Raw genomic sequence first — 12,973 nt, forward strand, 5'->3', positions numbered from 1 at the left:
CTGCTGGGTGGTGGGGGTCAGGGGACCAGGATGGCGCGCCCGCGGACGCGGCCGTGGTCGAGGTCGTCGACGGCGGTCGCGAAGTCGTCCAGGGCGTACTTCTGGGTGTGCAGCGTGACCTGGCCGCGGGCCGCGAGGACCATCAGGTCGCACAGGTCGTTGTAGGAGCCGACCAGGTTGCCGACGATGTTGATCTCGGCGCTGACGATGTCGATGGTCGGGACGTCGATGTTCTCGCCGTACCCGACCACGTGGTAGTCGCCGGCCCGGCGCAGCATCGCCACGCCCTCGGCCGTCGCCCCGCCCTCGCCCACGAAGTCCACGAGCACCTCGGCGCCGTGGCCATCGGTCAGCTCGAGGACCTGCTCGACGTGGGTGCTGTCGGCGACGACACCGTGGTCCGCGCCGATCGACAGCGCCAGCTTCACCGCGTCCGGGTTGCGGTCGACCACGACGATCTCGGCCGGGGTCAGCGCCTTGAGGACCTGGATCCCGATGTGGCCCAGACCGCCGGCGCCGATCACCACGCACCGGTCGCGCGGGGTCAGCCGCTTCGCGGCCTTGGCGGCGGCGTGGTACGCCGTGAGGCCGGCGTCGGCCAGCGCCGCGACGTCCGACGGCTCGAGGGAGTCGTCGATCTTCACCACGCTGCGTGCGGTGGTGCGCAGGTAGTCGGCGTACCCGCCGTTCGTGTCGATGCCGGGGAAGTCGCTGACCTCGCAGTGCACGTCGTCGCCGGAGCGGCAGGCGCGGCACAGGCCGCAGGTGACCAGCGGGTGCAGGATCACCTTGTCCCCCTCGCGCAGGTGGGTCACCGCCGAGCCGACCGCGTGCACCCAGCCGGCGTTCTCGTGCCCGATCGTGTACGGCAACGTGACCTGGGACTTCTCGGCCCACTGCCCCTCCAGGATGTGGAGGTCGGTGCGGCAGACGCCGGCGCCGCCGATCCTGACGACGACGTCGAGGGGGCCGGTGGCCTCGGGGACGTCGACCTCGGCCATCTGCAGGCCCTGGTGGTAGCCGACGACCTGGACGGCGCGCATGGTGCTCATCGGTGCTGCTCCTTCGCGGGGTGGGGACGGGTGGTGAGCGAGGCCAGCGGCACGAACGCCTCCTCGGCGCGGGGGGCCTGGTCGCCCTCCGAGCCGGGGTAGCGGGTGGCGAGCAGGCCGCGGCAGAAGTGGGCGTTGCCGTCGATCGAGATCCGCGTCGAGCGGGCCCGGCGCAGCGCCATCGGGACGTCGTCGGGACGCCGGCCCTCGGCGTCGACCAGGACCACGGCGTCACCGTCGACGGGCAGGCCGAGGGCGGCGCGGCGGCGTACGAGCGCCTCCCGGTCGTGACCCTCGGGCAGGTCGCCCAGGCGGACCTCCCCGAGCGTGTCGACCGCGCGCTCCGGGTCCAGGCGCAGGAGCCCGGTCAGGCAGCGCTCGGCGGCGGCCGTGTGCGCCTTGCGACGGAAGACCATCCGCAGCTCGTCGAGGCTGTCCTCGGCCTCGTCGCCGAAGGTGCCGCGGTAGCCGGCGTCGGCGGCCAGGCCGGCGTTGATCCTCGGTGAGTCGTGGTGGTCGTCGAGCTCGACCACCAGCGCCCGCGGGTCGTCGCGCCGGGCGAGCAGGGCGGTGACCTCGTCGCGGCTGTCGGAGGCCATCAGGTAGGCGAAGCTCGGCGAGCAGAACGACGTCGGCAGGCGCAGGTGCACCTCGACCGCCGCCTCGGTGACCGTCACCGAGGTGACGAAGCCGAGGTCGGTGATCGGCTCGTCGAGCTCGGGGTCGAGCACGACGTCGAGCACCCCGCGCACGTGGGCCTCGGTCAGCGGTGGTCCGGGGACGCTCGCCGGCGCGCGCTCCTCGACCTCCGACAGGAGCGTCATCGGGCGCCCACCAGGTCCGGGTCGGCGGCCGAGGGGTCGCGGGGACCGGTGGCGGTCTCGTCGGCCTCGGGCAGGCGCAGGGCCTGCGGCACGTCGAGGTCGTACAGCGCGGCGGCGTTGAGGCCGAGGATCTTCTTCTTCTGTTCCAGGGTGATCGGCGCGTACTCGCTCATGTCGGAGGGGATCTGGAAGTCCACGAAGGCCTCGACCAGCCACTTCGGGGTCCAGATCGCGTAGTCGGAGGAGAACAGGATCCGGTCCTCACCGATCCAGTAGAGGAGCTCCCCCATGATCTGGGCGAAGTAGCGGGGACGGGTGTGGATGAAGGGCATCGCCACGGCCAGGCCGCCGTAGACGTTCGGCTCCTGGGTGGCGATCCAGCAGAAGTCCTCCAGGCGCGGCAGGCCGACGTGCTCCACGATGAAGTTCAGGTCGGTGAAGTCGGTGGCCACGTGGTCGACGTCGGCCACGTCGAAGGCGTCGCGGTCGAGGGGGCGGATGGTGGGGCCCTTGTGGACGTGGATGTTCTTGATGCCCAGCTCGCGGCAGGCCTCGAAGTAGCGGTAGGCCCACGGGTCGTCGAGTTTCCAGCCACGGGAGTCCCCGTGCCACTCGGCGGTGTAGAGCTTGACGCCCTTCAGGCCGTACTTCTCCGCGTCCGCGTGGAGCTGCTCGAGGCCGCGCTCGCCGTTGCGGGGGTCGAAGTTGTGGTTGTAGGTGAGCTTGTCCGGGTGCGCCGCGGCCAGGGCGGAGGCCTCCTCGGACTGTCCGAAACCGGTCTTGTAGAACTCGTGGAGGTAGGCCGGCTGGAAGATGGCGTGGTCGGCGTAGCCGTCGGTGAAGACGTCCTTCATCAGCCGCTCCCCGCCCTGGTAGAGGTACTCCTCGTAGGGCCAGACCTCGGACTCGGGCGAGAGGTTGCGGTGGTAGTCGTAGAAGCAGTCGATGAACTGCTTGCCGTGGATGTTGCGCTGGTTCTCCTCGCGGGCGTCCCACAGGGCGATGTGCGCATCGACGATGTAGAAGTCCTCGCCGTCCTTGGTGTACATGGTTCCTCCGTCTCCGCCCGTGACGACCGTCACGGAGCACGTCGCCGACGCTAGGTCGTCGCGACCCCGCTGCCGAGGGGGTGCGCGTCTCACTTTGAGACGCGGGTCACAGTCCGCGTCGTACGCTGGCGCCACCGCCGGGCACGCGTGGGTGTCCCGGGGGCGGCCGTGGAGGTGGCTGGTGGGGGAGCTCGAGCAGCACGCGCCCGACCGGGTCGTGGCGTCGTGGCGCCGCAGCGAGGACTACGGCGTGTCCCACGGTGAGGTGCAGCCGCGCTTCAGCGGCGCGCCGCCCACGGAGTCGCTGTTCGCGACCTGCGGCCGCGAGGTGCTCGGCGACCTCCACCGGTCGCTGGCCGCCGAGCCGGTCAGCCTCATGCTCACCGACGCCGACGGCCTGGTGCTGGACCGCCGCAGCGGTGACCACGCGCTGCTGCGCGCCCTGGACGCGGTGCACCTCGCACCGGGCTTCTCCTACGCCGAGCGCGAGGCCGGGACCAACGGGCTCGGCCTGGCGCTCGCCGACCGCACGCCGACGGTGGTGCGGTCCGAGCAGCACTACGCGCTGAGCCTGCGCGGCTACACCTGCGCCGCCGTGCCGGTGCTGGACCCCCGCACGGGACGGCTCGAGGGCGCGTTGAACCTCACCACCTGGTCGGCCTCGCACAGCGACCTGCTGCTGGCGCTGGCCCGCTCGGCCGCCGGCACCACGACCGCGCTGATGCTGGCCCGATCCGGCGGCGGTGCCGCCCCGACGCCCTCGCGCGGGGCGGTCTACCGGGTGGAGGCACCGCGCCTGGAGCCCGGCTCCGGCACGCTGACGGGTCTGTCCGCGTCCTGGACCGACGCGCTCACGCAGGTCCGCGCCGCCGTGGCGAGCGGGCGGGTGGTGGCCGTGGTGGGCGAGCGCGGCGCCGGGCGGACGACCCTGCTGGCCCAGGCCGCGCGTGCCGAGCGCCCCCGCGGCCGGGTGCTGGCGGCCCGGGTCCCGGCCCCCGACGACGTCGCCACCTGGCTCGACCTATGGTCGCCGGAGGTCGGCAAGGAGCACACCACGGTGCTGCTCGGCGACGCCGACCTGCTGCCGGCGTGGGCGGCCGACCGGCTCCGCGACCTGCTGCCCGGTGCCGGCCCGGCCGGCTGGGGCGCGACCGCCGGACGCCTGGAGGACCTGCCGGCCGCGCTGGTCCCGCTGGTGGGCGCGGTCGTCCAGGTCCCGCCGCTGCGCGAGCGTCCCGACGACGTGGTCCCGCTCGCGCGCCACCTCGCCCACCAGGTGCGCGGGCGCGAGGTGGACCTCACCCCGGCGGCCGAGCAGGCGCTGCGCGACCACGGCTGGCCGGGCAACGTCGCGGAGCTGCGCGACGTGGTGCGCGACGCGGCCACGCGTACCGACGTCGTCGACGTCCGCCACCTGCCCGCCGAGGTGCTCAGCCAGGGCACCCACCGGCTCAGCCGGATCGAGACCTTCGAGCGCGACGAGATCGTGCGGGTGCTGACCCGGCCGGGGGTGACGATGCGTGAGGGAGCGCTCGAGCTGGGCATGAGCAGGGCGACGGTCTACCGCAAGATCGGGCAGTACGGCATCCGGCTCCCCCGGGGGTGACCGCGGGGGTGATTGGCCCGCGCCCCGTAGCGTCGGGCCATGACCTCCCCGCGGCGCTGGCTGGTGGTGGCCGCGCTGGTCGCGGCCGTCGTGCTGCTCCCGCTCGCCCCCCGGCTGCTGCCGGCCGAGGAGACCGACCAGGACCCCGCCGCGCTGCTCGCGCTGCTGGCCGAGGCACCCGACGCGGGCTGGAGCGGCTACGTCGAGACGACCGGCACGCTGCAGCTGCCGGCCACCGGGGACCTCGACGACCTCGGGTCGCTGCTCGGCGAGACGACCCGGCTGCGCGTGTGGTGGCGCGACGCGGACTCGTGGCGGGTCGACCGGCTGCTCACCGCCGGCGAGAGCGACCTGCGGCACACCGACGACGTCACCGTGGCCTACTCCTACGAGGCGCAGGAGGCCGAGGTCAGCCGCGACCCCGACATCCGGCTGCCCCGCACGAGCGACCTGCTGCCCTCCGAGCTGGCGCGGCGGTTCGTGGTCGGCGCCGACCCGGCGGCGGTCGACGCGCTGCCCGCGCGGCGGGTGGCCGGCGTCTCGGCCGCAGGGCTGCGCGTCGACGGGTCGCAGGCCGACGAGCGGACCACGATCGGGCGGGTCGACGTCTGGCTCGACCCCGCCACCGGGGTGCCGCTGCTCGTCGAGGCCTACGCCGAGGGGTCGTCCTCGCCGGCGCTGACCAGCGAGGTCCGTGACTACGACCCGGGGACGCCACCGGCCTCCGTCGTCGCGCTGGACCCCACCGCCGGGACCGACGTCGAGCGGGTCGACGTGCTCGACATCGCCGACGCCGCCAGCCAGTACGCCCCGCTCCGCCCGCCGGACGAGGTCGCCGGCCTCGACCTCCAGCCGAGCTCGCGCGGAGCCGTCGGGGTCTACGGGCAGGGGCTGACCCAGCTCGTGGCCATCCCGCTGCGCGACAACGAGGCCGACCCGCTGCGCGAGCAGGTCGCCGTCACGCCCGACGCGGTCGCCACCGAGGACAGCATCGGAGCCCTCGCCGGCCCGCTCGGCGTCCTCGTCGGCGGCCGGGCCGGTGACGGGGGCTGGCTGGTCGCCGGCACCCTCGACCTCGACGCGCTGCGCGCCGCCGAGGCCGACCTGCGCTCCGGCGCCGTCTATCTCCCCGAGGAGGACCAGTGATCCGCACCCACGGCCTGACCAAGCGTTTCGGCCGGGTGGCGGCGGTCAGCGACCTCGACCTCGACGTGCGCGAGGGCGACGTCTACGGCTTCCTGGGCCCCAACGGCTCCGGGAAGACCACCACGGTCCGGATGCTGCTCGGCCTGGTCCTGCCCACCTCCGGCACCGCCGAGGTGCTCGGGCGCCCGATGCCCGGCTCGGCCGCCGAGGTGCTGCCGCAGGTCGGGGCGATGGTCGAGGGGCCGGCGGCGTACGGGCAGCTGTCCGGGCGCCGCAACCTGGCGCTCTACGACGCCGCGGGACGCGGGTCGCGCCAGGGGCGGGCCGGGCGCGTCGACGACGCGCTGGCGCGGGTCGGGCTGTCGGGCGTGGACAAGCGGCCCGTGCACGCCTACTCGCTCGGGATGCGGCAGCGCCTCGGGCTGGCGCAGGCGCTGCTGACCTCGCCGCGGCTGCTGGTCCTCGACGAGCCCACCAACGGCCTGGACCCGCAGGGCATCCGGGACATCCGGGCGCTGCTGCTCGACCTGAACGCCGCCGGCACCACCGTGCTCGTCTCCAGCCACCTGCTGGCCGAGATCGAGCAGACCTGCGGCCGGGTGGGCGTGATCTCGCGGGGCCGTCTCGTCGTCCAGGACGACCTCGACGCCCTGCGGGGGCCGACCGGGCGCCAGCTGCTGCGCACCGCCGGCGCGGCGCACGGTGAGCGGGCGGCCGCGGTCCTCGGCCGCGCGGTCGAGGACCGCGACGGCGAGCGGCTGGTGGTGCGTGGCGACGACCCGGCCGCCATGGTCGCCGCGCTCGTCGCTGCGGGCGTGCCCGTGGTCGAGGTGACCCCGGAGCGGCGCACGCTGGAGGGCGTCGTCCTCGACGCGACCGGCGCCGGCTCCGACGACTTCTCCGTCACCGACCAGGGCAGGGTGGGCGCCGCGTGATCCGCGTCGAGCTGTCCAAGATGGTGCGCAGCCGCCGCACCTGGGTGACGATCCTGCTGATCGACGCCTTGCCCAGCCTGGTCGCGGTGCTGCTGTCGCTCACCGCGATCGGGCCCCGGCCCGGCACGGGCCCCGCCTTCCTGTCCGCCGTGCTCACCGACGGCACGCTGTTCCCGCTGGCCGCGCTGGCCATCGTGCTGCCGCTGCTGCTGCCGATCGCGGTGGCCCTGACCGCGGGCGAGGCCGTGGCCGGCGAGGCGCAGCAGGGGACGCTGCGCTACCTGCTGGTGCGCCCCGTCGGGCGGCTCAGCTTCCTGGTCGCCAAGATGGTGGCAGTGATGGCCTTCGTGGTGATCACGATCGTGGTCGTCGCGGTGACGGCGTACGTCCTCGGGGTGCTCCTGCTCGGCAACGGCGAGGTCACCGCCGGCTCGGCGGTGGTGCCCGGCGGCACGTCGGTCTCCGGCACGACGCTGTCGACGCCCGAGCTGGTCGGGCGCACGGCGCTGGCCCTGGCGTACGCGATCCTCTGCATGGCCGGCGTGGCCGCGATCGCGCTGTTCCTCTCCACCGTCGCCGACTCCCCGCTCGGGGCGGCGCTCGGGACGATGGCGGTGCTGATCGCCTCCACGCTGCTGTTCACCCTGGACGCCGCCGACGTGGTCCGGGACGTGCTGCCGACGCGCTACTGGCTGGCCTTCGTCGACCTGTTCCGGGACCCGGTCCTGTGGCGCGACGTCGTGCGCGGGGTGCTGCTGCAGCTGGCCTACGTCGTGGTCTTCTTCGGCGCGGCCTGGGCCAACTTCGCCACCAAGGACGTCACCGACTGAGGTGAGGTGATGATGGCCCGATGAGGACGGCGTCCGAGGCCCGGCAGCTCGCGTCGCAGCTGGTGCGTGTCGTGACCGACGGTGGCCCGGACGAGTGGCGCGCCGGCTCCCACACCCTTGCGCGGCTCGGGGGCAGGTCGTGGTTGCTGCTGGACGAGGCTGCGCGGTGGTCCTTGCCGATGGCGGGCGCGCCCGTCGGCGGCTCCCAGGGCTGGTTGGGGCCGGAGGTGGCCGAGTCCACCGGTTTCGTCGCTGCCGTGACCAGCATGCACGTGGACGGGCGCGTCCGACAGCGCGCGTCGCGGGTGCTCGCCGCCAGGGACGGAACGGTCGCGTCGGCCGCTCTCGCCGTCCGGTTGCTGGACCACGTCGAGCAGGTGCGGGACGAGGCCACCCGAGCGCTCCACCCGCGCCTGGGCGCCGCCGACGCAGGCACGGTCCTTGCCGTGGTCCTCGCTGGCCGCGGACGCCGGCACGCGCCGTCCGCCCTGGCGTTCGTCCGCGGCCTCCTGCTGGAGCGGCTGCCCCCAGAGGGGCTGGTCGAGGAGCTCCTGCGCGGGGACGACCGCGCCGTACGACGGTGGGCGCTGGCCCTCGCCCAGGACCGTCACCTGCTTGGTGCCGAGCAGCTGCTGGAGATGGTGAGGTCCGACCCGGACCAGTGGGTGCGCGCCTCGGCCGCTGAGTGGCTGCTGCCTGTGGCGGAGCCGCAGGAGCTGCGCGAGCTCCTGGTGGCCAAGACGGTCGAGGCGAGGATCGTGGCGCTGACGCGGTTGCCCGACGAGCTCCTGGCGGACGACGAGACGACACGGTTGCTGACCGACCGCGCCCCTCGCGTGCGGGAGCAGGCACAGATGCGAGCACGTCGTCGCGGCATCGACGCCGCGCGGTGGTACCGGGAGCTCGCCGGCACGATCACTACCCCGGCGCACAGGGTGGCGGCGGTCCTCGAGGGACTGGCGACGGTCGGGGGACCGGAAGACCTCGAGGTGTTCGCCGCACACCTGGACCACCAGAGCGCCCGCGTCCGAGCCGCCGCAGTGAGCGGCGTCAGCGCCCACGCTTCTGCGGACCTCGCCGTCGGCATGCTCGGGCCGGTCCTGCTGGACCCCAGCCCACGCGTGGCCTCGGCCGCTGCCCGTGCCCTGGTCCGTCTCCGGGCACCGCAGGAGGTGGCGACGAAGGCGTGGACGGCTCCCGGGCCCTGGAACCGTCGGGCCGCGTGGCACGTCGGTCACCGAGCGGGCGCTTGGGACCGGGTGGAGGCCGACCTGCGCGCTGCTTCGGACCCCGACCCGCAGCTGGTCTCCCTCGGCCGCACTGGGGTCCTGAACTGGCTCGAGACCAGCGCGGCGACCACCTGGGCGCGGCTGTCGGAGGAGCAGCGAGACCGGGTGCAGGGTCTTCTCGACACCGCATCGATCGACAGCGCGACGAACCGGACCGTGGCGTTCCACGCCGGGATCAGGAGCCAGGCGCCCGCGCCTACGGCGCCTGCGCCCGCCACCCCCGGACCCCGGCCCCACGGCGCGCGACGCTGGTTGCGGCTCGTACGCCGCCGCTGACACCGCCAGGGACTGTCCCGCCCGGCGGTCAGCAGACCTCGGGGCCGGGGACGACCGGCGGTGTGGTGCCGAGCTCGGCGACCACGATCCGCAGCACCGCCGGGGTGCTCGGCACGTCACCGTGGCTCACGACCAGGTCGGGGCAGACGTCCTGGAGGCCGAACGAGACCGCGCCGTCGAGCCGTCCGGAGGTCGGCGGCACGACCGTCTGGTCGTCCTCGGTCCACAGCGCCGCCCACTCCGGGCCGCTCGGGGTCTCGTCCCCGGCGTTGAGGCTGGCCAGCAGCTCGCTGTCGGGCTGCAGCTGCTGGCACCCCTCCGGGCACCCGGACCCGGCCAGGCCGGCCGCCTCGGCCAGCTCGGTGCCGTGGTGCGGCGAGGCCAGGGTCAGCACCCGCCGCGTGATCTCGTCACCGCCCAGCTCGGCGACGAAGAGCCGGGCCGCCACGCCGCCGGCCGAGTAGCCCACCACGTCGACCGACGGCGCACCGCCCGCGACCGCGGCCTCGGCCGCCTCCGCCACGAGCGCGGCGTGCTCGCGCAGGTCGCCGCGGCCGTCGCCAGGAGGGGCCACCACCTCGACGGTCCGGCCGTCCTCCCGCAGCGCGCCGGCCAGCGTCTCGAGGCCGGTCTCGCTGCCGCCGTACCCCGGCAGCAGCAGGACGGGGCCGACGTCGCCCTGCGCGACCGGCGGCGCCGGCTCGTCGCGGCCGAGGACCAGCGCGACCGACCCCGCGACCACGGCGGCGACGACCAGGGCGGCGACGACGAGCCAGAGTCGGCGGCGGGCGGGGGAGAGGGAGTCGAGCACCGCTCCAGCATGCCCCGGGGGCGCACGCCGGTCCCGACGGACTGCCACCCGACCGGGTGCGGGGACGCCCTCCTAGGTTGGGTGGCATGACCTCGATCCCCGCCGGGCTCACCCGCGCCCTCGACACCGCGCTCGACCGGTCGGTCGTCCTGGGCTACACCCGGGTCGGCTCTGCGGTGCGCCGTCGCTTCTGGGCCGCCGACCCGCCGGCCGGGGCGCTGCTCGGCAAGCACGTCGTCGTCACCGGCGCGACGTCCGGCATCGGGGAGGCGATGGCGCTGTCCTTCGCCCGACTCGGCGCGACGGTGCACGTGCTCGGCCGCACCCAGCACAAGATCGACACCGTCCTGGCCGACGTCCGCAGCCGGGTGCCGGGCGCGTCGGTGGTCGGCGAGCTCTGCGACGTGAGCGACCTCGACGCCGTCCGCGCGTGGTGCGCCGACCTCGTCGGCCGGGTCGACGCGCTGCACGGGCTGGTGCACAACGCCGGCGTGCTCCCGCCCGAGCGGCAGGAGAGCGCGCAGGGCCACGAGATGACGCTGGCCGCGCACGTGCTCGGGCCGCACCTGATGACCGAGCTGCTGCTCGAGCCGCTGCACGCGGGGGGCCGCGACGGCGGCGCGACCGTCGTGTGGATGAGCTCCGGCGGGATGTACACCTCCGGTCTTCGCGCCGACGACCTGCAGTTCGTCCGGGGCGAGTACGACGGGGTCCGCGCCTACGCGCGCACCAAGCGGATGCAGGTGGTCCTGGCCGACGCCTGGGCCGAGCGGCTCCGCGAGAGCGGCGTGACTGCCGCGTCGATGCACCCCGGCTGGGCCGGCACCCCCGGCATCACGGACTCGCTGCCCGGCTTCGGCAAGGTCGTCGGCCCGTTGCTGCGCAGCGCGGAGGACGGCGCTGACACCGCGGTGTGGCTGGTCGCCACGCGGCCCTCGGCGCCGGGGACGCACCACTTCTGGCACGACCGGCGCACTCGGCCCACCACGTACCCGGTGCAGATGGCGGACGACCGGGGCCGGGTCGCCGACTTCCTCGGCCAGGTCGCCGACCTCACCGGCACCGAGGCGTGGCCCGCGACGGTGCTCCGATGAGCGCCGCGCCGGTCAACGACGACGCGCTCGCCGAGCCGCTCCGCTCCCGGTGGAGCCCCACGTTCTTCGACGACACCCAGGCCCTCGACCGGGCGCAGGTCACGACGCTGCTGCAGGCGGCCCGCTGGGCCCCGAGTGCCGGCAACTCCCAGCCGTGGGTCTTCCTGGTCGCTGAGCGCGGCTCGGGGACGCGCGCCGCGCTCGAGGAACACCTCTCGCGCGGCAACGCGTGGGTGCGCCGACCAGCGGTGGTCCTGCTCGGCTGCACCCAGGTGGGCCCGGACCCGGCGGCCCCGCCGAGCGGCAAGCCCGCGAAGGACCCGGCGTACGCCCACCACGACCTCGGCCAGGCCGCCGCCCACGTCACGCTGCAGGCGCGGGCGATGGGCCTGGACGCCCACCAGTTCTCGGGGTTCGACAAGGACGCGGTCGCCGCCGCCCTCGGCCTGCCCGACCACGTCCGACTGCTCACCGGCATCGCCGTCGGCCACCGCGGCGACCCCGCCGCCGCCCCGGAGGCCGAGCGCGAGCGCGAGGCCAAGCCGCGTACCCGCAAGCCCCTCGACGAGGTGGCGCTGGTGCGGTGGGGCGAGGCCTGGTAGATCGCCGCTGCGCGGAGCCGGAAGGAACGATGTCGACCCGGGGGTCGCGCTGACCGTGTCTTCGCAGGTCAGCCAGTTCGAGGCGACGGGTCAGCAGACTTCGTTCCTTCCGGCTACGACCGCTGACCCACCTCCCAGCCGAGGCGGAGGCGGAGCCGGTGCGTGCGGGTGCGCTGGCGCAGTGTTTCCCACCAGATGACGGGCCCTGCTGCCAGCGTGACGACCGGCAGCAGGGTCAACAGCAACGGAACGTCCACACCGGCCGCGCCCGCCAACGACCGCGGCCGCCCGGTCAGCCGAGCCGCATCGCCAACCGGCGCAGGCGCTCGCGCCGGCGCACCGCCTCCCACCACGCCAGCGGTCCCACCACCACCACGACGACGGGCAGGAAGGCGGGGAAGCGCCAGGCGTCCCAGCCGGCGGCCCAAGCGATGGCGACGGGTATCCCGAGGGGGACGGCCAGCACCCACAGCCAGGGTGCCCCGGCGATCTCGGCCTCGGTCGAGCGGAGCTGGCGTGACGTCTCAGCCCGCCACCTCGCCTCGTCGCCGACCCCCTCGGGCGGGAGCTCGCCCTTGCGCACGGCGCGTCGGAAGGCCCAGACCCGGTCCAGCCTGCCCAGCCGGGCCGCGGTGGCGTCCTGACGCCGCCAGCCCAGGACGACGGCGGCGCCGATCACCCCCACCATCGCCACGAACAGGGCAAGGGCGCCGAGGGTGCCGGAGGTGGCGTCGAAGGCAGCCCACAGCCAGGAGTAGACGGCGAGCGGGAGGAGGGGCGCCCCGATGAGGACCAGGCCGCGGACCGGCCCCGTGTCGCTCATCAGCGCCCCAGCCGCTCGGCCAGCGCGTCGAGCCGGTCACGGCGACGTCGCAGGTGGACGGCGAGGAACGGCCAGCCCAGGACGGTGACCGTCGCGACCGAGGCAGGCACAGAGGCGGCCTCGCCCCTTCCCGTGAGGACCAGCACGACGACGGCGGCCACCAGGGCCAGCACCACGAGACCGACCCACGGCACCGCCAGGACGGCCTCGCGGGCTCGTAGCCGGAGCACCGGGAGGTGCAGACGCCACGCCCCGACCTCACCGTCCGGGTGCACCCGGGCCCCGGTCAGGGCCTGCTCGAAGAGATCGCGCTGGCCGGGACCGCCGTACGGGAGCTCCTCGCGCCGGCGGAGCCGCCGACCGACCAGGACCGCCGCTGCGACGACGAGGAGCAGCACGCCGTAGGCGACGAGCAGCTCCCTTCCCCACGGGACCTCGCCCCAGAGGGCGCCGGCGACGATGATCGCCCACCACGGCGCCCACGACCGCGCCATCCCGCGCACCCGACGGAGCACCGGGCCGGCCGGTGTCGCGGCGACGGGAGGGGCGGTGGTCGTGCTCATGACGGCATCATCCGACGCCCGCACCCGTCTGTCACGCACTTCCTGCACGCCCGCGCTCGCCTTTCCGGTTGCC

General features: G+C 74.9%; 13 protein-coding genes. 7 read left to right on the forward strand and 6 right to left on the reverse strand.

Annotation, left to right across the window (positions count from 1 at the left end):
• Positions 1-17 precede the first annotated feature (17 nt).
• From ENKNEFLB_RS00300 to ENKNEFLB_RS00310, 3 genes are read right to left on the reverse strand one after another with little or no spacing between them, the layout of a single operon-like run.
• Positions 18-1,052 carry an NAD(P)-dependent alcohol dehydrogenase gene (locus ENKNEFLB_RS00300; protein WP_246535754.1) on the reverse strand — a complete coding sequence of 345 codons (1,035 nt, stop codon included), beginning with the start codon at positions 1,050-1,052 and terminating at the stop codon, positions 18-20.
• Positions 1,049-1,876, reverse strand: a complete 828-nt coding sequence (locus tag ENKNEFLB_RS00305) for an iron-sulfur cluster assembly protein (RefSeq protein ID WP_214057378.1) — start codon at positions 1,874-1,876, stop codon at positions 1,049-1,051. The genes ENKNEFLB_RS00300 and ENKNEFLB_RS00305 overlap by 4 nt, the downstream gene beginning before the upstream one ends.
• Positions 1,873-2,925 carry an amidohydrolase family protein gene (locus ENKNEFLB_RS00310; protein ID WP_214057379.1) on the reverse strand — a complete coding sequence of 351 codons (1,053 nt, stop codon included), beginning with the start codon at positions 2,923-2,925 and terminating at the stop codon, positions 1,873-1,875. The genes ENKNEFLB_RS00305 and ENKNEFLB_RS00310 overlap by 4 nt, the downstream gene beginning before the upstream one ends.
• Positions 2,926-3,106: 181 nt before the next feature.
• Between ENKNEFLB_RS00310 and ENKNEFLB_RS00315 the strand changes: the two genes are divergently transcribed.
• The 5 genes from ENKNEFLB_RS00315 to ENKNEFLB_RS00335 are packed head-to-tail and all read left to right on the forward strand — an operon-like array spanning position 3,107 to position 9,007.
• Complete coding sequence (locus tag ENKNEFLB_RS00315) at positions 3,107-4,531, forward strand: AAA-type ATPase lid domain-containing protein (RefSeq protein ID WP_214057380.1); 1,425 nt, start codon at positions 3,107-3,109, stop codon at positions 4,529-4,531.
• A 39-nt stretch (positions 4,532-4,570) separates the two neighbouring features.
• Entirely contained in the window at positions 4,571-5,677 is a 1,107-nt protein-coding gene (locus ENKNEFLB_RS00320; RefSeq protein WP_214057381.1) for a hypothetical protein, read from the forward strand.
• Positions 5,674-6,612 (forward strand): ABC transporter ATP-binding protein, encoded by a 939-nt coding sequence (locus ENKNEFLB_RS00325; protein WP_246535755.1) that lies wholly within the window; start codon positions 5,674-5,676, stop codon positions 6,610-6,612. The genes ENKNEFLB_RS00320 and ENKNEFLB_RS00325 overlap by 4 nt, the downstream gene beginning before the upstream one ends.
• Positions 6,609-7,442 carry an ABC transporter permease gene (locus tag ENKNEFLB_RS00330; protein ID WP_160010464.1) on the forward strand — a complete coding sequence of 278 codons (834 nt, stop codon included), beginning with the start codon at positions 6,609-6,611 and terminating at the stop codon, positions 7,440-7,442. Before ENKNEFLB_RS00325 ends, ENKNEFLB_RS00330 begins: the two co-directional genes overlap by 4 nt.
• Positions 7,443-7,462: 20 nt before the next feature.
• Positions 7,463-9,007: a hypothetical protein gene (locus ENKNEFLB_RS00335; RefSeq protein ID WP_214057382.1), complete on the forward strand. Its 1,545-nt coding sequence runs from the start codon at positions 7,463-7,465 to the stop codon at positions 9,005-9,007.
• A gap of 28 nt (positions 9,008-9,035) precedes the next feature.
• Here the strand turns inward: ENKNEFLB_RS00335 and ENKNEFLB_RS00340 are convergent, their stop codons facing one another.
• The gene (locus tag ENKNEFLB_RS00340; protein ID WP_214057383.1) at positions 9,036-9,818 is read right to left on the reverse strand and encodes a lipase family alpha/beta hydrolase; all 783 of its coding nucleotides are present in this window, start codon (positions 9,816-9,818) and stop codon (positions 9,036-9,038) included.
• Between the two features lie 86 nt (positions 9,819-9,904).
• Between ENKNEFLB_RS00340 and ENKNEFLB_RS00345 the strand changes: the two genes are divergently transcribed.
• On the forward strand, positions 9,905-10,912 hold the full coding sequence (locus ENKNEFLB_RS00345) for an SDR family NAD(P)-dependent oxidoreductase (RefSeq protein WP_214057384.1): 1,008 nt from the start codon (positions 9,905-9,907) through the stop codon (positions 10,910-10,912).
• A complete protein-coding gene (locus ENKNEFLB_RS00350) occupies positions 10,909-11,514 on the forward strand; it encodes a nitroreductase family protein (RefSeq protein WP_214057385.1) in 606 nt (201 codons plus the stop codon). The genes ENKNEFLB_RS00345 and ENKNEFLB_RS00350 overlap by 4 nt, the downstream gene beginning before the upstream one ends.
• 292 nt (positions 11,515-11,806) lie before the next feature.
• Here ENKNEFLB_RS00350 and ENKNEFLB_RS00355 read toward each other — a convergent pair whose 3' ends face one another.
• Entirely contained in the window at positions 11,807-12,337 is a 531-nt protein-coding gene (locus tag ENKNEFLB_RS00355) for a hypothetical protein (RefSeq protein ID WP_214057386.1), read from the reverse strand.
• Positions 12,337-12,900: a hypothetical protein gene (locus ENKNEFLB_RS00360; protein ID WP_214057387.1), complete on the reverse strand. Its 564-nt coding sequence runs from the start codon at positions 12,898-12,900 to the stop codon at positions 12,337-12,339. The genes ENKNEFLB_RS00355 and ENKNEFLB_RS00360 overlap by 1 nt, the downstream gene beginning before the upstream one ends.
• Between the last annotated feature and the right edge of the window lie 73 nt (positions 12,901-12,973).

The organism is Nocardioides aquaticus (assembly GCF_018459925.1).
Classification (GTDB): Bacteria; Actinomycetota; Actinomycetes; order Propionibacteriales; family Nocardioidaceae; genus Nocardioides; species Nocardioides aquaticus.

Excerpts from the sequence above, each read along its gene's own strand:
- ENKNEFLB_RS00300 (WP_246535754.1), bottom strand. The coding sequence starts at position 1,052 with ATGAGCACCATGCGCGCCGTCCAGGTCGTCGGCTACCACCAGGGCCTG.
- ENKNEFLB_RS00305 (WP_214057378.1), bottom strand. The coding sequence starts at position 1,876 with ATGACGCTCCTGTCGGAGGTCGAGGAGCGCGCGCCGGCGAGCGTCCCC.
- ENKNEFLB_RS00310 (WP_214057379.1), bottom strand. The coding sequence starts at position 2,925 with ATGTACACCAAGGACGGCGAGGACTTCTACATCGTCGATGCGCACATC.
- ENKNEFLB_RS00320 (WP_214057381.1), top strand. The coding sequence starts at position 4,571 with ATGACCTCCCCGCGGCGCTGGCTGGTGGTGGCCGCGCTGGTCGCGGCC.
- ENKNEFLB_RS00335 (WP_214057382.1), top strand. The coding sequence starts at position 7,463 with ATGAGGACGGCGTCCGAGGCCCGGCAGCTCGCGTCGCAGCTGGTGCGT.
- ENKNEFLB_RS00345 (WP_214057384.1), top strand. The coding sequence starts at position 9,905 with ATGACCTCGATCCCCGCCGGGCTCACCCGCGCCCTCGACACCGCGCTC.
- ENKNEFLB_RS00350 (WP_214057385.1), top strand. The coding sequence starts at position 10,909 with ATGAGCGCCGCGCCGGTCAACGACGACGCGCTCGCCGAGCCGCTCCGC.
- ENKNEFLB_RS00355 (WP_214057386.1), bottom strand. The coding sequence starts at position 12,337 with ATGAGCGACACGGGGCCGGTCCGCGGCCTGGTCCTCATCGGGGCGCCC.
- ENKNEFLB_RS00360 (WP_214057387.1), bottom strand. The coding sequence starts at position 12,900 with ATGAGCACGACCACCGCCCCTCCCGTCGCCGCGACACCGGCCGGCCCG.